Source organism: Martinezella paranaensis (genome assembly GCF_014200235.1).
GTDB classification, from domain to species: Bacteria; Pseudomonadota; Alphaproteobacteria; order Rhizobiales; family Rhizobiaceae; genus Rhizobium; species Rhizobium paranaense.
On sequence record NZ_JACHBI010000008.1, the window covers coordinates 13900 to 30232 of the forward strand.

General features: G+C 57.9%; 16 protein-coding genes. 12 read left to right on the plus strand and 4 right to left on the minus strand.

Annotated elements, in window-relative coordinates:
- The first annotated feature begins 86 nt into the window (after positions 1-86).
- The 7 genes from GGD50_RS19490 (at position 87) to GGD50_RS19520 (ending at position 6629) form a co-directional block, all read left to right on the plus strand.
- Entirely contained in the window at positions 87-1034 is a 948-nt protein-coding gene (locus GGD50_RS19490) for a carbohydrate ABC transporter permease (protein WP_183938677.1), read from the plus strand.
- Positions 1031-1972: a carbohydrate ABC transporter permease gene (locus GGD50_RS19495; RefSeq protein WP_183938678.1), complete on the plus strand. Its 942-nt coding sequence runs from the start codon at positions 1031-1033 to the stop codon at positions 1970-1972. Before GGD50_RS19490 ends, GGD50_RS19495 begins: the two co-directional genes overlap by 4 nt.
- Positions 1969-2157 (plus strand): hypothetical protein, encoded by a 189-nt coding sequence (locus GGD50_RS19500; RefSeq protein WP_183938679.1) that lies wholly within the window; start codon positions 1969-1971, stop codon positions 2155-2157. The genes GGD50_RS19495 and GGD50_RS19500 overlap by 4 nt, the downstream gene beginning before the upstream one ends.
- 4 nt (positions 2158-2161) lie before the next feature.
- A complete protein-coding gene (locus tag GGD50_RS19505; protein WP_183938680.1) occupies positions 2162-3259 on the plus strand; it encodes an ABC transporter ATP-binding protein in 1098 nt (365 codons plus the stop codon).
- Positions 3252-4247 (plus strand): ATP-binding cassette domain-containing protein, encoded by a 996-nt coding sequence (locus GGD50_RS19510; RefSeq protein WP_183938681.1) that lies wholly within the window; start codon positions 3252-3254, stop codon positions 4245-4247. The genes GGD50_RS19505 and GGD50_RS19510 overlap by 8 nt, the downstream gene beginning before the upstream one ends.
- Before the next feature lie 11 nt (positions 4248-4258).
- A complete protein-coding gene (locus tag GGD50_RS19515; RefSeq protein ID WP_183938682.1) occupies positions 4259-5938 on the plus strand; it encodes a dihydroxyacetone kinase subunit DhaK in 1680 nt (559 codons plus the stop codon).
- A gap of 271 nt (positions 5939-6209) precedes the next feature.
- Entirely contained in the window at positions 6210-6629 is a 420-nt protein-coding gene (locus tag GGD50_RS19520; RefSeq protein ID WP_183938683.1) for a DUF4168 domain-containing protein, read from the plus strand.
- 215 nt (positions 6630-6844) lie between these two features.
- Here GGD50_RS19520 and serA read toward each other — a convergent pair whose 3' ends face one another.
- The 3 genes from serA to GGD50_RS19535 form a co-directional block, all read right to left on the minus strand.
- Positions 6845-8083, minus strand: coding sequence for a phosphoglycerate dehydrogenase (serA, locus tag GGD50_RS19525; RefSeq protein WP_183938684.1), 1239 nt, complete (start codon positions 8081-8083; stop codon positions 6845-6847).
- Positions 8084-8264: 181 nt separating this feature from the next.
- On the minus strand, positions 8265-8999 hold the full coding sequence (locus GGD50_RS32790; protein ID WP_343069971.1) for a L,D-transpeptidase: 735 nt from the start codon (positions 8997-8999) through the stop codon (positions 8265-8267).
- Positions 9000-9278: 279 nt separating this feature from the next.
- Positions 9279-9605 (minus strand): hypothetical protein, encoded by a 327-nt coding sequence (locus tag GGD50_RS19535; RefSeq protein WP_183938685.1) that lies wholly within the window; start codon positions 9603-9605, stop codon positions 9279-9281.
- 466 nt (positions 9606-10071) lie between these two features.
- Here GGD50_RS19535 and GGD50_RS19540 point away from each other — a divergent pair, with 466 nt between their 5' ends.
- Both GGD50_RS19540 and GGD50_RS19545 read left to right on the plus strand, forming a co-directional pair.
- Entirely contained in the window at positions 10072-10905 is an 834-nt protein-coding gene (locus tag GGD50_RS19540; protein ID WP_183938686.1) for a creatininase family protein, read from the plus strand.
- Entirely contained in the window at positions 10902-12074 is a 1173-nt protein-coding gene (locus GGD50_RS19545) for a YncE family protein (protein WP_183938687.1), read from the plus strand. Before GGD50_RS19540 ends, GGD50_RS19545 begins: the two co-directional genes overlap by 4 nt.
- Before the next feature lie 59 nt (positions 12075-12133).
- On the opposite strand, the gene GGD50_RS19550 is transcribed toward GGD50_RS19545, so the two are convergent.
- Positions 12134-12574: an RbsD/FucU family protein gene (locus GGD50_RS19550; RefSeq protein ID WP_183938688.1), complete on the minus strand. Its 441-nt coding sequence runs from the start codon at positions 12572-12574 to the stop codon at positions 12134-12136.
- Between the two features lie 193 nt (positions 12575-12767).
- Between GGD50_RS19550 and GGD50_RS19555 the strand changes: the two genes are divergently transcribed.
- Genes GGD50_RS19555 through GGD50_RS19565 form a run of 3 tightly spaced genes read left to right on the plus strand, consistent with a single transcriptional unit; the run spans position 12768 to position 16323 of the window.
- Positions 12768-13766 (plus strand): LacI family DNA-binding transcriptional regulator, encoded by a 999-nt coding sequence (locus GGD50_RS19555; protein WP_183938689.1) that lies wholly within the window; start codon positions 12768-12770, stop codon positions 13764-13766.
- A complete protein-coding gene (locus tag GGD50_RS19560; protein WP_183938690.1) occupies positions 13763-15280 on the plus strand; it encodes a sugar ABC transporter ATP-binding protein in 1518 nt (505 codons plus the stop codon). Before GGD50_RS19555 ends, GGD50_RS19560 begins: the two co-directional genes overlap by 4 nt.
- Complete coding sequence (locus GGD50_RS19565; protein ID WP_183938691.1) at positions 15280-16323, plus strand: ABC transporter permease; 1044 nt, start codon at positions 15280-15282, stop codon at positions 16321-16323. Before GGD50_RS19560 ends, GGD50_RS19565 begins: the two co-directional genes overlap by 1 nt.
- Positions 16324-16333 lie beyond the last annotated feature (10 nt).

Sequence of the window (16333 nt, forward strand, 5' to 3'; positions counted from 1 at the left end):
CCTCCCAGCAGTGAGCGTCGCGCAGGGCCGGCCACGCGGACCGAACCGGCCCTGCCTATCATCATCTTTATGCCAAGGAGACGGACATGCTCCACTCACCGATCGATCGGATCGCCAGTGCGACTCCGCCTGCAATCGCGACCCGCGTCAGGGGCCTATCTGATCGCGCCATAGCCTGGCTCTTCGTAGCGCCGTCGATTGTGTTGCTGCTTGCCATAAACATCTTTCCATTGATTTGGACGATTCGGCTCAGTTTCACGAACTTCCGGGTGAACCGGCCTAACGCGCCGATAGAGTTCGTCGGCTTGCGGAACTACATCAACATCCTGACAGACAGCGATATCTGGCAGAGCATGCAGGCGACCGCGCATTTCCTGATCTGGACCATCGTCCTGCAGGTGCTGATCGGCTTTTCGCTCGCCTACCTGATCAACAAGAAGTTCCGCGGCAACGACCTTTGGACGACGATCATCGTGCTCCCGATGATGCTGAGCCCCGCAGTCGTCGGCAATTTCTGGACGTTCCTGTACCAGCCGCAAATCGGTCTCTTTAACTACGTGGTCGGCTTCTTGACAGGACAAGACCCCTCCAGCTTCTCGATGATTGCGAGCACCCAGCTTGCGCCCTGGGCGATCGTCATTGTGGACACCTGGATGTGGACGCCCTTCGTGATGCTGATTTGCCTTGCGGGACTGCGCTCCATTCCGAACAGCATCTACGAGGCGGCCGAATGTGACCGCGCCAGCAAATGGCGGCAATTCTGGACCATTACCATCCCGATGGTGCTGCCATTCCTGATGCTGGCCGTCCTCTTCCGCGGGATCGAGAATTTCAAGATGTTCGATCTGGTGGTGCAATTGACCGGTGGCGGTCCGGGATCGATCACCGAGCTGACGTCCATCAACCTGAAGCGCGCCGCTTTCGAGCAATGGCGCACCGGCTACGCGTCCGCCTATGCCGTCATTCTTTTCGTCACCGTTTTCGGCCTCGCGTCGATCTATGTCAAAGCTCTGAACAAGGTGAAACAACGATGAGCAGCTATTCCGTAACCGAGCCATCAGGGCGTCAGAAGTGGTTTGCCGGTATTCTGGTCGTCCTCTATTCCGTCATCACGCTTCTTCCGCTGTTGTGGATCATCGCGACCGGTTTCAAATCGCCGGCCGACGCAATTGCCTACCCGCCGAAACTGGTCTTCCAGCCGACGGTGGAAGGATACGTCAACCTCTTCACCACCCGTACCCGTGTGCCTGAGGATCAGCTCAAGGCGCTCGGCGAGCCAACGACCTGGTATGACAAATTGGTTCGCAAGGATGGGGTGATCATTACCGGCGCCTCCCGCTTTGCCGAGCGGTTCTATAATTCCGTCATCATCGGCTTCGGCTCGACGGTTCTGTGCATCGTGCTCGGTACGGCCGCCGCTTATGCCTTCTCGCGCTTCAAGGTGCCGCTGAAGGACGACTTGCTGTTCTTCATTCTTTCGACCCGCATGATGCCGCCGATTGCCGTCGCGATCCCGATCTTCCTGATGTTCCGATCGCTCGGCCTCAGCGACACGCATGCCGGCATGATCCTGCTCTACACGGCCGTCAACCTGTCCCTCTCCGTTTGGTTGCTCAAGGGTTTCATCGATGAAATCCCGATCGAATATGAGGAGGCTGCGTTGATCGACGGCTACACGCGCTTCCAGGCCTTTTACAAAGTCGTGCTGCCGCAGGCCGTCACCGGCATCGCCTCAACCGCGATCTTCTGCCTGATCTTCGCCTGGAACGAATATGCCTTTGCGGTGCTGCTCACATCCGGCAATGCCCAGACGGCGCCGCCGTTCATCCCGACCATCATCGGCGTCAGCGGCCAGGATTGGCCAGCCGTCGCCGCCGGTGCAACCATCTTCCTGGTTCCGGTCATGGTCTTCACCATCCTGCTTCGTAAACATCTCTTGCGTGGCATTACCTTTGGAGCGGTACGCAAATGACGACCTTTCTCAATCGCCTAATCCGCTTGCGCCGCGATGCATGGGAAATGCTGGCGTCAGTCCTGATTGCGCTTGGCGTCGTCATGCTGATGCAGCCCCTGTCGCTGTCGCTCTACTCCTACTCTTTCCTCGTGACGCTGGTCGGAACGGTCATGTTCATCATCGTCAGCCATTTCCCGGAGTGAACCCATGGCACAGATCAGAATTCAGAATGTGCGCAAGGATTTTGGGGCGTTCAACGCGGTCAAATCCTCCACCTTCACCGTCGAGGATGGCGAATTCTTTATGCTTCTCGGACCGTCGGGATGCGGGAAGACGACGACGCTTCGGATGATGGCCGGCCTCGAGCTTCCAACCAGCGGTGAAATCTACATCGGTGGCGAAGAGGTGGGCATGAAGCGGGCGAGCGAGCGCGACATCGCCTTCGTCTTCCAGATGTTTGCTCTTTATCCGCACATGAACGTCCGCAAGAACATCTCCTATCCCCTGGTCAGCCAAGGCATGAGAAAGGCGGAAGTCGCCACGCGGGTCGCGGAAGTGGCCAAGATCCTGAGGATCGAAAACATCCTCGACAAGCCCGTCGGCGGCCTCTCCGGTGGCGACCGGCAGCGCGTCGCGCTTGGTCGTGCCATCGTGCGCAATCCGAAAGCCTTCTTCATGGACGAGCCTTTGGGCGCTCTCGATGCCGAGTTCCGCGAGCATATGGCGGAAGAACTGCGGGCTTTGCACGACCGCATGGGCGCCACCACTGTTTATGTGACCCATGACCAGTTGGAAGCCATGCAGATGGGCGACAAGATCGTGGTGATGAACCACGGTGTCGTCGAACAGTTCGGTAAGCCCCAACAGATCTACGACTGGCCGGCGACGAAATTCGTCGCAAAATTCATCGGCTCGCCGCCAATGAATTTCCTGGAATTCGAGGGCTCGATTACAGCAGGCAGCAACTTCGTGACCCTCTCGGGACACAGGGTCAAGGTGCCGGAATCTCGTGACGAACGTCTTGGCAAACTGGCGCTCGGCGTCAGGCCGGAGCATACCAGGTTTAATGACGGTTCTGCTTACAGAGGGCGGGTTGTCGCCGTTGAATATCTCGGTACGACCCAAATCGTCACGATCGATACGCCACATGGCGAGATCAAGGCCCGTACACCATCCAACCAATCCGCACGTGTCGACGACCTGATTGGCCTGGACTTCGATTCCAGAAACCTGACGATCTTTGACTCTGCGACCGGAAACGCGCTTGTTTCCGAGGCCAACGAAGGAGTGTTGCGCCGTGGCTGAGGTTATCTTGAAAAACATCACCAAATCCTTCGCCGGCCATCGGGCGCTCGATGAGATCTCGATGATCGTCCCTGACGGCTCGTTCGTCGTCCTCCTCGGACCGACGGGTGCGGGCAAGACGACGACGTTGCGGATGGTGTCGGGTCTCGATAATCCCGACGTCGGCGAGGTCATGATCGGCGGACGGTCCATGCGTGGGCTGACACCGGCGCAGCGCAACGTTGCGATGGTGTTCCAGCAATACTCGCTCTATCCGCATCTATCGGTCCGCCAGAATCTGGAGTTCCCCCTGAAGTCGCCGCTGCTGAAGACGCCGCAACGGACGATCGACGAGAAAGTGCATGCGATCGCGGAAATCCTCCAGATCTCCCACAAGCTCGACAACAAGGCGACGGCGCTTTCCGGCGGCGAGATGCAGCGCGTGTCGATCGGACGCGCGCTGGTCAGAAACCCGCAGATCTATCTGATGGATGAGCCGTTGAGCTCACTTGATGCGAAACTGCGCGCCGATCTGCGTGTCGAACTCAAAAGCATTCAGGCTAAATCCGGTGCGACGCTGCTTTATGTCACCCACGATCAAGTCGAGGCGATGACCATGGCAACCCATGTCGGCGTTCTGCACGAGGGCAGGCTCGTCCAGTTCGGTTCTCCGCGCGAAATCTACGAACAGCCGGTCAGCGTCTACGCCGCGACGCGCCTCGGGCAGCCCCGCATCAACGTCGTTCCTGCCGAGCTTTTCCCCGGCGCGCCGGCGAGGGCCAAATCGATAGGCTTACGCCCGGAACATATCGATCAAGGCGATGGACAGGAGGCGACTGTTACCCGCGTCGAGCATCTCGGCGATCAGACCCGCCTGCATCTTTCGTTCCAGAAACACAATCTGATAACCGTTACCGATGCCCATACTAGGCTCAAGGGTGGCGAAACCATTAAGATCCAGCCGAACAAGCCGCTCTATTTCGACGCGGCCGGCATGCGCTTAGTTTAAGGGAGGCGAGAATGTCACAGTTCCTCAACAGCAAGGAAAACGCAGTCACCGAAGCGATCGACGGCCTTCTGGCCGCATCCGGCGGCGCACTCAGCCGCGTCGACGGCTATCCGCATATCCGCGTCGTCGTCCGTTCGGACTGGGACAAGAGCAAGGTGGCGATCGTCTCTGGCGGCGGCTCTGGTCACGAGCCCGCGCACGCCGGTTTCGTCGGCAGGGGCATGCTCACTGCCGCCGTCTGTGGAGACGTGTTTGCGTCCCCCAGCGTCGATGCGATCCTCGCCGGTATCCTGGCGGTCACCGGACCGGCCGGCTGCTTGCTCATCGTGAAAAACTATACTGGCGACCGCCTCAACTTCGGTCTGGCGGCCGAACGCGCCCGCGCCTTCGGTCTGAACGTCACCATGGTTATCGTCGATGACGACATTGCGCTGCCCGATCTGCCGCAGTCCCGCGGCGTGGCCGGAACGCTTTTCGTTCACAAGATCGCGGGTGCTCTGGCAGAGAGCGGTGCTGATCTTGAGGCCGTCGCTGAAGCCGTGCGCAAGGTCATCGCCGCCACCAGCTCGATCGGAATGTCGCTCGACACTTGCACCGTGCCCGGCTCCCCGAAGGAAAACCGAATTCCCGAAGGTCGCGCCGAACTCGGCCTCGGCATTCACGGCGAGGCCGGCGTCGAGCAGATCGAGTATTCCGGTGCGAGAGCAGCGGTTGCTGCGATGGTGGAGCGCCTTGCCGCAGCGATGGATGACAGACCCCACGTCGTCCTCGTCAACAATCTCGGCGGCACGTCGATCTTGGAAATGTCGGTCGTGGTTCACGAACTCGCCCAATCGGCCATCGCAGGCAAGATTTCGCACATCATCGGACCGGCTGCGATGATGACGTCGCTCGACATGCAAGGCTTCTCCATCTCGGTCTTTCCCGCCGACAAAACAGAGCTGGCGCTGTTGTCCAAGCCGGTTGCTCTCCCCGCCTGGCCGGGCGTCACCGCCATCAAACCCGTTGCCGTCCTTTCGCTCCCGGACGGACTGACGCCCATCGCCCCGCTGGCGTCCAGGCACGAACCCACGCGCCAGTTCCTGACGGATTGCTGTAACCTTCTCATCGAGGCAGAGGGGGATCTGAATGCTCTCGATGCCAAGTCGGGCGACGGTGATACCGGTTCGACGCTCGCTGGAGCCGCGCGAGCCCTCATCGAGGCGCTCGACCGTCTTCCCCTTTCAGATCATACGCAGCTTTTCCGCGCCATGGGGCAGGAACTCAGCCAGACCATGGGCGGCTCGTCGGGCGTACTTCTCGCGATCTTCTTTGCCGCGGCCGGTGACGGCGCGTCGAGCGGGCTGACTATGCGCGAAGCGCTGAAGGCAGGCCTGTCCCGAATGCAGGAGATCGGTGGTGCGCGCCTGGGAGATCGAACGATGGTCGATGCTCTCTTGCCCGCATTGGATGCACTCGACGAAGGATTCTCCGCAGCAGCAGCAGCAGCGCGCGCCGGCGCAGACCTAACCGCGACACTCGTTCACGCCAAGGCCGGGCGCGCCGCATACATCAATGCCAAGCAACTCGAAGGCCACATCGATCCCGGTGCGGAAGCGGTGGCCAGGCTGTTCGAATACCTGGCTCGTCGCTCTGATGAAGCGGGGCAGCGCTCGGATGATCAAGCGATGGGTAGGCGCGTAACGGGCTGAGCTTGGGCCCCGGCTTTATGCAAAGACTGCCGCCTGCGGTGGAATGCCACGACGACAAGAAAAAGCATAGGGTCAGTTCGTAACCGCCATAAAGCGGTCGCGCTGTGGTCAGCAGATCGCCGCGCTATTGCCCCATAGAAAACGTTTGACGGTCACATTGTCGTCAGATCGTTCTTCAACCCTAACCGGCGGCCAAATCAATGCGATATGCCGCCACTCGCTCTACGCCATCAAAGAGGTGTTCTCCCCGTACTCCCAAAGAGGAATTAAGATGATCACTCGTATCCCTGCCGCATCGTTGACCGCTGCCGCCTTGAGCTTGATGTTTCTCGGCAATCCCGCGTCCGCACAGCAAGCAACGCAAGAGAAGCCGACGCAAGGACAACAACCAGAGAGCAATGGTGCGGCTGCGGCCGTCAGCGATCAAAAGATCGAGGCTTTTGCGGTCGCGTATCAGCAGGTGGACAAGATCAGGCAGGAATATTCGGCCAAGATCGGAGCAACGTCGGATCCAACCGCGAAGCAACAGTTACAGACCGAGGCAAGCAAACAGATGGTGCAGGCCGTCCAGACCTCTCCAGGCATCTCGGTAGACGAATACAGGACAATTCTAGCGGCTGCCCAGAAGGACCCGGTGCTCGTTAAGAAAGTTCAGGACAAGCTTCAGAAATCCGCGCCTGCTCAGCAGTAAACGACGCCACGATCAGCAAGCAAAATTGACCATCCATAAAAGCCGCGCCGAGTGTCGCAATCTTGGCGCGGCGTCGATGAGAACTTCTTCATCACAATGACCGCGAGCCGCCCACGCCGGTCGACATGTCACGGCTCTTCCACACTATTGGCTTTTCCAAAGAGACGAAACTCGCCGTCGTGGCGTGGATTCTAACTTCTTTTGATCGCCAGGCGTCAGTAAAGCAATCGAGCTCGTATCGTTCCCGGAATCTGGCGAAGCGCATCAAGTATGTCACCCGCTGCCTGGTCAGCACCCTCGGCTTCAATGACCACGTATCCCGTTTCGCCATACGTCTGCAGGAACTCGCCGACGATATTGAGCCCACGGGACGAAAAAATCACATTCAGGCTGTTTAGGATACCAGGGCGATTTTCATGAACGTGGATGAAACGCGTGCCGTTTGGACGTGGCGGCAATTGAACCTGGGGGAAATTGACTGCACCCAGCGTCGAGCCGACGTCTGAGTACTCGACCAGCTTCCTGGAAACTTCCATTCCAATGCGCTCTTGGGCCTCTTCGGTCGACCCGCCAATATGTGGAGTGAGAATGACATTGTCCAAACCCTGCAGCGGCGTTTCGAAGCGCTCCTTATTGGATGCCGGCTCCTTCGGGAACACGTCCACGGCCGCGCCTGCAAGATGTCCGTCCTTCAAAACCTTCGCAAGCGCCCCAAGATCGACCACGGTGCCGCGGGAATTATTGATGAAAAAGGCTCCCTTTTTCATTCTCCGCAGCTCGGCCTCAGTGATCATGTTTTGCGTCGAACTGGTTTCTGGAACATGCATCGTCACAAAATCGGAGATTGCGAGAAGCTCGCCGAGCGAAGCCATCGATTCCGAATTGCCATGGCGGAGCTTGTCTGAAGGATCAAAATAGCGAACGTTCATACCCATGCTTTCCGCAAGAACGCTGAGCTGCGAACCGATGTTGCCGTAGCCTACGATCCCTAGCGTTTTCCCGCGTACCTCGCGGCTGCCTACGGCGGATTTGTCCCATCCGCCTTCATGAGCAGACGCCGACCGCGGGAAAATCCGCCTGGTCAGCATTATGATCTCGCCGATTACAAGCTCTGCGACCGAGCGCGTATTCGAATAGGGGGCATTGAATACGGGAATCCCGCGTCGGCGGGCGGCATCCAGGTCGACCTGGTTTGTCCCCACCGAGAAACAACCCACGGCAATAAGCTTTTTGGCGGAGCTGAAAATTTCGTCTGTCAGATGCGTGCGTGAACGAATGCCGACTATATGCGCCTCGGCTATATGGCTTTTGAGATCCTTGTCATCCAGAGCCTTCGGCAGATGAGTCAGATTGACGTAGCCAGACGACGAAAAATAGTCCACGGCGCTCTGACTGATGCCTTCCAACAAAAGCACGGAAATCCGATCGCGGGGAAGAGAAAGCTGTCGAGTCATTGAATTGCCTTCGGGTCTCGAATTCGATCAGGCCGAGTCGCTTCTCGGCCGCAAAGCTCACAGATGACTTAGCGACCAACCAACGGACAGCGCAAGAACAAACTCAGCTCCCTCGGCGGACAAAAAGGGATGTGTCTGCTGCTTGATCGAAATGCAATCACCAGCACCCGGCAGCCCCTAATCAGAGCACAACGACCTTCGTTCCCACGCCGACCCGGCCATAGAGATCCATCACATCCGGGTTTGCCATTCGGATGCAGCCAGAAGATACCGCCTTGCCTATCGAATTGGGCTCGTTGGTGCCATGGATGCGGTAGAGGGTGGAGCCGAGATAAAGCGCTCTCGCTCCGAGGGGATTGTTGAGGCCGCCATCCATGTGGTCCGGTAATTCCGGCCGGCGAGCGATCATTTCCTTCGGCGGCGTCCAATCCGGCCACTCCGCCTTGCGGCTGATCGTCTGCGTGCCCTTCCAGGAGAAGCCCTGCTTGCCGACACCAATACCGTATTTGAGAGCAGTTCCGTCGTTGAGCACTAGATAGAGGCGCTTTTCCTTGGTGGAGATCACGATCGTGCCCGGTTCGTAGCCGGAGAAGGGGACGACCGTACGTGGGATCGACGACCGCGCCAACCCGGCCCGCCTGTCATCTTTGGCGCCAGGATTGAATTGCGGATAGCTTGCGCCCGGATCGATCGATGCCTGCCGCTGTGGACGTCGGCGGTACGGGAAATCGCCGTCTTCGTCGTCGTAATAGCCATAGGGGTCACCCCGGTAGGAATAGCCATCGTCGGAACGCCGATAATCACGATAGTCCGGCGCCTCCCGCCGAGAACGCGGAGCAACATATCCGCCATCCGCGTCGTCGCCATAATCCGACAAATATCGCCATTCCTGAGCATGCGCAGCGACGCTTGCCATCAGGACAGCCAGAGCGGCTAAAAGGGCTAATTTTATAGTCTTCATGTTCACAGCTATACTTTTCCGAATAACGCGCCGGCGACAATTCCCGGAAACAGCAGGCGTAATTGTGGCAGCGGCAATTGAAATTCGTGATTTGCCGGCCTGTTTCTAGGCCCTGATGCAGATGCGAGATGTGTAAGAAAAGGATGCTATGCAAACGTGTTGAGTGATCGAGATCATGCCGCGCATTTCATGGCCGCGGACGAGCAGCGGTCGGGGCCATCGATTCAGGGCAACTCAGGTAAATACGGCAATACCCACGGCCATCCAGATTAACATTGTCCCCAATGCCATCGCTCGCCTGGCGCCGACGACTTTCTCTGCATCCCCCTCCGCTACAGGTGTGGTCACAATCCAAGGCACAAAACCAAGTGCTGCAAATCCGATGAGAGCTAAAACCAGCACAATATAATCGACTGTATGCCAGCGCCCCTGTTCATACACCCCCCAGTAACCCAGAAAGGCCATTCCCACTGCAAACATGGTGGCGGACGCGGAGCAAAGCCCAGTAACGGATCCGACAGGTGCGCGCTGGTTGCTTTTTTCACGTGTTTGCAAATTCATGAGGCGATATCCACCACGGTTGGTCGTCTCTCTGGAAATATGTCAGGAATTGAGCCCGGCGTGAAGCGCTGGTCAGCTCCGGACCGAGTTAGCTACATACCTGGAACGAGACATCTCCTTGCTTGGCCTTAAGACGATCAACTCGTTCAGCTCGGCAGATATTCGGCGCTCAACCACCCTTGCATTTATGGAGCGCAATTCCGCAATCGCAATGCACAATGCAAATCGGAACGGCAAGAGTTGCTGCATCGCTTCTAAATAACCAGCCGTGTCGCGCGGCCCATCGTTCACTCCGCATTGAAAAAAAGGCCTCCGTAACCCCTGGTGCGAGAACAGCCGTGCGGATGCATTCGGATCGAAGAAGTGCGCCGGAATATTCAGGCAATCGTTACCTTACTCTTCTATAAAACATCGGCGGGCAGCTGCGGATTTTTTGCTGGATGTGAAGCTCGATTTGTGAGGCACCATGATTTGTCGGGGCAAGTTCACCTTCGTTGGTATCTATCTCGCTGTTTTGTCTACATTTATGTTTCTTTCGGCATATCCTTCAGGCGCATCGGTCTTGCTTGAAGACCAAACCTGGACGGAACTGCGCGACCTTATTAAATCCGGAACAACAACAATCATTGTGCCGATCGGTGGCGTCGAACAAAGCGGTCCCGCTATAGCGCTGGGCAAGCACGATGTGCGCGTGAAGTATCTTGCCGCAAAGATAGCCGAGCGGCTCGGTAACGCGCTGGTTGCGCCTGTGATATCGTATGTTCCCGAAGGTTCGATTGATCCGCCGACTGGGCATATGAAATTTCCGGGCACGATTTCGATCAGCGACAAGGTTTTTGAACAGTTGCTCGACTCCGCAGCCCGCAGCTTCAAGCTGCACGGCTTCACGACGATTGTCCTGATCGGTGATCACGGAGGCTATCAAGCCGATGAGCGTCTGGTAGCCGATCGTCTGAACCGTGAATGGGGCAATACGCCGGCCAGAGTATTCGCCGCGCTCGACTATTACGAGATTACTCAAGGCGCCTATGTCGAGAAGCTTTTGTCTTCCGGGGCAAAGAGCAGTGAAATCGGGACGCACGCCGGGTTAGCCGATACATCGCTTATGCTTGCCATCGATCCATCAATGGTCCGCATGGATCGCATCCGAACGGCTCCGAAGCTTGGCGCGGCTGACGGCGTCTACGGTGGCGATCCGACGCGATCATCCGGCGAGCTTGGCCAAATCGGTGTGGATCTGATCGTCAATGGGACGACCGATGCGATCCGTGAGTTTATCGCAAATCGGCGGCCGCAATGACGAGAGAGCACAATCGTTTCAAGGCTATTTTCGTATTGGCCCTATGTGTCGTCGCACTGGAAGCGACCTCAGCTTCAGCCGACCCCTGCGCGGAAGCGTGCGGTGAGCAGTCGGCGCCGCATGAGGCCGTCAACATCTACAGCGAAACAACGTCCGACCACATGGCGCCGGCGACACTTGATGCTCTGCCACGCGTCTATGTCCCCAATCATGGGTCAGACAGCGTATCGGTCATCGACAGCCAGACGTTAAAGGAAGTCGACAGGTTCCGAGTGGGACGGCATCCGCAGCACATCGTGCCTTCCTGGGATTTGAAGACGCTTTGGGTTGCCAACGACGCCGGCCTCACAAACAAGGGCAGCCTCACACCCATCGACCCGAAGACGGGAAAACCCGGTAAGACAATTCCGGTAGACGATCCCTACAACATGTATTTCATGCCGGATGGCAGTTCGGCGATCATCGTCAATGAGGCCTACAGACGGCTCGAATTGCGTGACCCGCAAACGATGGCGATCAAATCGTTTATTCCAACGCCCGCCTGTCATGGCATCAACCATGCGGATTTTGCTGCCGACAATTCCTATGTCATCTTCACTTGCGAGTTCGCCGGAGGCGGCCTTGTGAAAGTCGACTTGTCGACCCAAAAGGTCGTCGGCAATCTCACTTTGTCTAAGAAAGGGATGCCGCAGGACATCAGGCTTTCACCGGATGGCAAGGTTTTCTACGTCGCCGATATGATGAATGACGGCGTCTTCATGATTGATGGCAGCAGCTTCACCGAGATCGGTTTCATTCCGACCGGCGTGGGAAGTCACGGGCTTGCCGTCAGCCGCGACGGGACTCGGCTCTTTGTCGCAAACCGCGGCTCGCACAATATGAAGCGAGCAGGTCCACACGGTCCAGGCAGCGTAACGGTGATCGATTTCGCCACCCGTTCGGTTGTCGCACAATGGCCCGTACCTGGCGGTGGCAGTCCCGATATGGGAAATGTCAGCGCCGATGGCAAACAATTGTGGCTATCCGGTCGCTTCGACGGCGAGGTCTATATGTTCGACACCACCTCCGGTACCGTGAGTAAGGTTCGAGTGGGCGTGGAGCCGCACGGCCTGACGGTTTGGCCACAGCCCGGCAGATATTCGGAAGGCCATACAGGTAATATGCGTTAGCTTGCATGCTCGATTTCTATCCGGTGGCTTTGACCGCCGCATCGTTTGAAGGATAACCCTCAGACGACGCCCTTCTTGAGGATGAAGTTTCCGTAGGGGCGCGATTCAGCCGTCTGGATCACCGCAAACGATCGCATCGCGATCGGATAGTACGCAAATCTCTCGATGGGCTGGCTCGCTATCAAGCGCCCTTCTGCCTGACTGCACTCGGCGATGACGTCTCGGTGTACTTCCAGCAGCTCACCTGGCGCATCGGCCGCTTCCATGTGCATGAGAGGCGCCTCAACGAAAGCGTCCAAGGGCATCATCTGAAGGATCCCGCGAACTGCGGTCGGTGCATCGACACCCTCCAGGATCAGGAGCTTTCCGCTCGTGGTATGCGTCGCCACACGAAAGCCCGAGAAGTTTCGATCGACGATCGCCAGTTCGTCGCCATGACCCATGGAGGCCATGATCCATAACACGTCGGCCGTAATGAACGGCGGAACACCCTTCAGCATGACAATTCCCTCCCAGGAGATCATCTCCGATAAGAACGATAATCAGAAAAAAACGATTGCGCAAACGTTTCGATGACGCTAGCGTGGCCACATTAGCGGATCCTGGGAGGCCTCCTGGAGGTTGGAATTCCGCTTGGGAGGATACTTTGAAAAGCCTGTTTGTTGCGCTGCTGGCGAGAGCCGGAGTGCGCCCATGACGACTATTTCCGAAGTGGCAAAGGCGGCTGGCGTTTCAGTCTCCACGGTTTCGCACGTCCTCAACAAGACGCGCTACGTCTCGCCCGAGAAGGTGAAGCTCGTGATGGAAACCGTGGAGGCGATCGGGTATATCCCCAACGCGCTCGCTCGCTCGCTCAAACTTTCCTCCACGGGCACCATCGGCCTCGCGATATCGGCGATTTCGAACCCTTACTTCAGTGACATCATCTGCGCGATTGAAGCCGAATGTTCCAAGCGAGGCTTGATCGTGTTCCTGTGTGACACGCAGGATAACCCAGATCGAGAGCTGGAGCTGGTCCAGCATCTGCATCAGCGCCGCGTCGACGGAATTATTCTTGCTCCTTCGGGCGATGCTAAAAAATCGCTGGATTACCTTATCGAATCCGACCTTCCCTGTGTGCTCGTTGACAGGCTGTCCGATAGCCGTTTCGACCAGGTCGGGACCGATAACGTCGCTGCCATTCGCACGCTCGTCGATCATCTCGCGACGCTCCGTCATAGACGAGTCGGGATCATTCTTGGGCAGCCCGGTTTTGCGACGACCGTGGAGCGAATGAATGCCTTTCGGGCTGCAATGGCGGAAACGGGAATAGAGGTGCCGGACGAGCTGATTAGCGACAGCAATAACAACACTGCTGACGCCACTGCTTCGACGCACCGTCTGCTCGAATTGAAGGAACCGCCGACGGCCATTCTTGCGTCGAACAATCTGACGATGATCGGGGCTATGAGGGCCATTCGGGAACGCGGACTTCGCGTCCCCGCGGATATTTCCGTACTCGGGATCGATGATTTCGAGTGGGCGGATTATTTCGAGCCGCGCCTGACACTGATGGCTCAGCCTTGCGATGAGATCGGCCGGAGGGCGGCGGACTTGCTGATCGAGCGGATAGGCAACAAGCGCCGCCCCTGCCAAACCGTTCGACTGTCGCCGGTTTTGCGGCTGCGTGAATCGTGTGGAGAGGCAGCATGAGCGAGGTTGTTCTTTCAGCGAAAAGTGTCGTCAAGCGCTTCGGCGGCGTTCAGGCGCTGCGCGGGGTGGATTTCGAACTAAAGGTTGGCGAAATCCACGCGCTGCTTGGTGAAAATGGTGCCGGAAAATCTACGTTGATGAACCTGTTGTCCGGTGTGCATACACCGGACGAGGGAGAGATCTACATAGCCGGCAAACCCGCGCGATTTCACGGCCCGCGCGATGCGCAAGCTGCGGGCATCGCAACGATCTTCCAGGAGCTAGACCTCGTTCCGAGCCTGAGCGTGGCTGCCAATCTCTTTCTCGGGCACGAGCTTGTCCATCCGCATGGCATGCTCGACGGTAAGGCAATGCTGCACGAGGCGCGCAAAAGACTGGAAGCGATCGATCAATCTATCGATCCCACTCAGCTCGTAAGCGAGCTTTCCATCGGCCAGCGCCAGGTCGTCTCCATCGTCAAGGCGCTCTCCTACGCATCGAGAGCCCTCATTATGGACGAGCCAACGGCCGCCTTGACCGTTGGCGAAGTGGATCGATTGTTCGACATCATGCGTGGCCTGGCGTCCTCTGGCGTTGGCATCGTCTATATCTCGCACCGTCTTGAGGAAGTTCCCCAGATCGCTCACCGCGTAACGGTCATGCGCGATGGCAAGGTGGCTGGTGTCACCGAACCGGACGCGCCGCAGGCCGAGCTGGTGCAGCTTCTCGTCGGACGTCCCTTGAACGAGCTTTATCCGCGCCGCGCAGACAGTGTTGGTGACCTACTCCTGCGGATGCGGCAGGCTTCCTTCCACCCACATCGCGCGTCTCCCGGTTGGCGGGCTCCAGTCAAAGTCGATCTGGATGTTCGGCGTGGCGAAATCGTTGGGCTCGCTGGCGTTATGGGAGCGGGTCGAACCGAGCTTTTGAGCGCTCTCTACGGAGCAGGCGTGCCGGGCCATTGGCAGGGCGAGATTGCGATTGGCGGTAGGCCGGCCACGCTCAAATCGATCGCGGCCGCTCGTAGGGCAGGGTTGGCATTCGTAACCGACGACCGGCGTGGGGCCGGCCTTATGCTGCGTATGTCGGTAGGTCTCAATCTGGTCATGTCGATCATCCGCCGGATATCACCAAATGGCTTGCTGTCTGCGCGACGCCAAGAGGATGCAATCAAGAGGTCTTTCGACCAGTTCGACATCCGTCCAAAGAATCCCGGTATCGCGGTCGGCGCTCTCTCCGGGGGCAATCAACAGAAGGTGGTTCTTGCAAAGGAAGTGCAGGGCAATCCGCGTCTATTGCTTCTCGACGAGCCGACACGCGGCGTCGACGTCGGCGCAAAGGGGGAAATCTACACCCGCTTGCGCAAGCTTGCTTCCGAGGGATTGGGGATTCTTGTCGCTTCGAGCGAAATGCCTGAGCTGATCGGTCTATGCGATCGAATAGTGGTTTTGCGCAACGGCTGCAGCGTTGCCGAGTTTTCTGGCGGCGTCAGCGAACATGAAGTCCTGGCGGCCGCCAACGGGAGGGAGGCCTGATGTCCGAACAGCAAATCACGTCCAGTCCAGCGATTCAGCCCGCCAAGCGCATTGATCCGCTTGCGGTGATGGTCCGCTTCCAAAGTTTGATCGGCCTTATCCTTGTCTTCGCCGGCGGCATCATTTTCTCGCCGCGCCGACATGGTGTCATCCTATTCCTTCAACCCGACAACATCGCCAATATCGTCCGCGCGGTGTCCGAAACTGGCATCATCGCGATCGGAATGACGTTCGTGATCATCACTGCCGGGATTGATCTCTCGGTCGGGGCGACACTTGGTCTTGCGAGCGTCGTGACAGCAACGTTGATGGTCTCAGGCGGTTTCGGGCTGATTACAACGGTGCTCGCAGTGCTGCTGATGGGCACGTGTTTCGGGTTGATCCAGGGAGCGATTTCAAGCAAGTTTCGGCTTGAGGCATTTATCGTGACCCTTGCCGGTTTACAGGCGGCTCGTGGACTTGCGCTCGTCGTATCGGGCAATCAGTATATCAATATCTCCTATGGCGATGGCCCCGGTCTCGCTCCACCCATCTTTGCCATTCTGGGCGGTCGACTATTCGGCAATGTCGTTCCCGTGGCCACGATCGTCTTTCTGATCTTTGCCTGTGTCGCCACGCTTGTGCTGAACACAACCAGGTTCGGCCGTTACGTCTATGCCGTCGGCGGAAACGAGCGTGCCGCTCGCATCTCAGGCGTTCCGGTCTCAGCAATCAAGATCGCCGTTTACGCCATTACAGGCTTTGCATCGGCGCTTGCTGGCATCGTTCATGCTGGGCAGTTCAATTTCGGAAGTGCCAATGATGGAACAGGATACGAACTGACGGCCATCGCGGCTGTCGTCATTGGCGGAACCAGCCTTTTTGGCGGTTCTGGTTCCATGGTCGGAACAATCGCCGGCACGATCATGCTAGGCGCTTTGGCCAATATTCTTCAGCTCAACAACATTACGCCAGCCATGCAGTTGCTTGCCACAGCGGCAATCATCGTTCTGGCGGCGGTCCTTCAATCCCTCGTTCGTCGCCGCGAAGGATTGGGCAGGTAGTGTGGCGGCA

What these genes read in the sequence shown, in the direction of transcription:
- GGD50_RS19490 (WP_183938677.1), top strand. Translation starts at nt 87, where the DNA reads ATGCTCCACTCACCGATCGATCGGATCGCCAGTGCGACTCCGCCTGCA.
- GGD50_RS19495 (WP_183938678.1), top strand. Translation starts at nt 1,031, where the DNA reads ATGAGCAGCTATTCCGTAACCGAGCCATCAGGGCGTCAGAAGTGGTTT.
- GGD50_RS19500 (WP_183938679.1), top strand. Translation starts at nt 1,969, where the DNA reads ATGACGACCTTTCTCAATCGCCTAATCCGCTTGCGCCGCGATGCATGG.
- GGD50_RS19505 (WP_183938680.1), top strand. Translation starts at nt 2,162, where the DNA reads ATGGCACAGATCAGAATTCAGAATGTGCGCAAGGATTTTGGGGCGTTC.
- GGD50_RS19515 (WP_183938682.1), top strand. Translation starts at nt 4,259, where the DNA reads ATGTCACAGTTCCTCAACAGCAAGGAAAACGCAGTCACCGAAGCGATC.
- GGD50_RS19520 (WP_183938683.1), top strand. Translation starts at nt 6,210, where the DNA reads ATGATCACTCGTATCCCTGCCGCATCGTTGACCGCTGCCGCCTTGAGC.
- serA (WP_183938684.1), bottom strand. Translation starts at nt 8,083, where the DNA reads ATGACTCGACAGCTTTCTCTTCCCCGCGATCGGATTTCCGTGCTTTTG.
- GGD50_RS32790 (WP_343069971.1), bottom strand. Translation starts at nt 8,999, where the DNA reads ATGGCAAGCGTCGCTGCGCATGCTCAGGAATGGCGATATTTGTCGGAT.
- GGD50_RS19535 (WP_183938685.1), bottom strand. Translation starts at nt 9,605, where the DNA reads ATGAATTTGCAAACACGTGAAAAAAGCAACCAGCGCGCACCTGTCGGA.
- GGD50_RS19540 (WP_183938686.1), top strand. Translation starts at nt 10,072, where the DNA reads ATGATTTGTCGGGGCAAGTTCACCTTCGTTGGTATCTATCTCGCTGTT.
- GGD50_RS19545 (WP_183938687.1), top strand. Translation starts at nt 10,902, where the DNA reads ATGACGAGAGAGCACAATCGTTTCAAGGCTATTTTCGTATTGGCCCTA.
- GGD50_RS19550 (WP_183938688.1), bottom strand. Translation starts at nt 12,574, where the DNA reads ATGCTGAAGGGTGTTCCGCCGTTCATTACGGCCGACGTGTTATGGATC.
- GGD50_RS19555 (WP_183938689.1), top strand. Translation starts at nt 12,768, where the DNA reads ATGACGACTATTTCCGAAGTGGCAAAGGCGGCTGGCGTTTCAGTCTCC.
- GGD50_RS19560 (WP_183938690.1), top strand. Translation starts at nt 13,763, where the DNA reads ATGAGCGAGGTTGTTCTTTCAGCGAAAAGTGTCGTCAAGCGCTTCGGC.
- GGD50_RS19565 (WP_183938691.1), top strand. Translation starts at nt 15,280, where the DNA reads ATGTCCGAACAGCAAATCACGTCCAGTCCAGCGATTCAGCCCGCCAAG.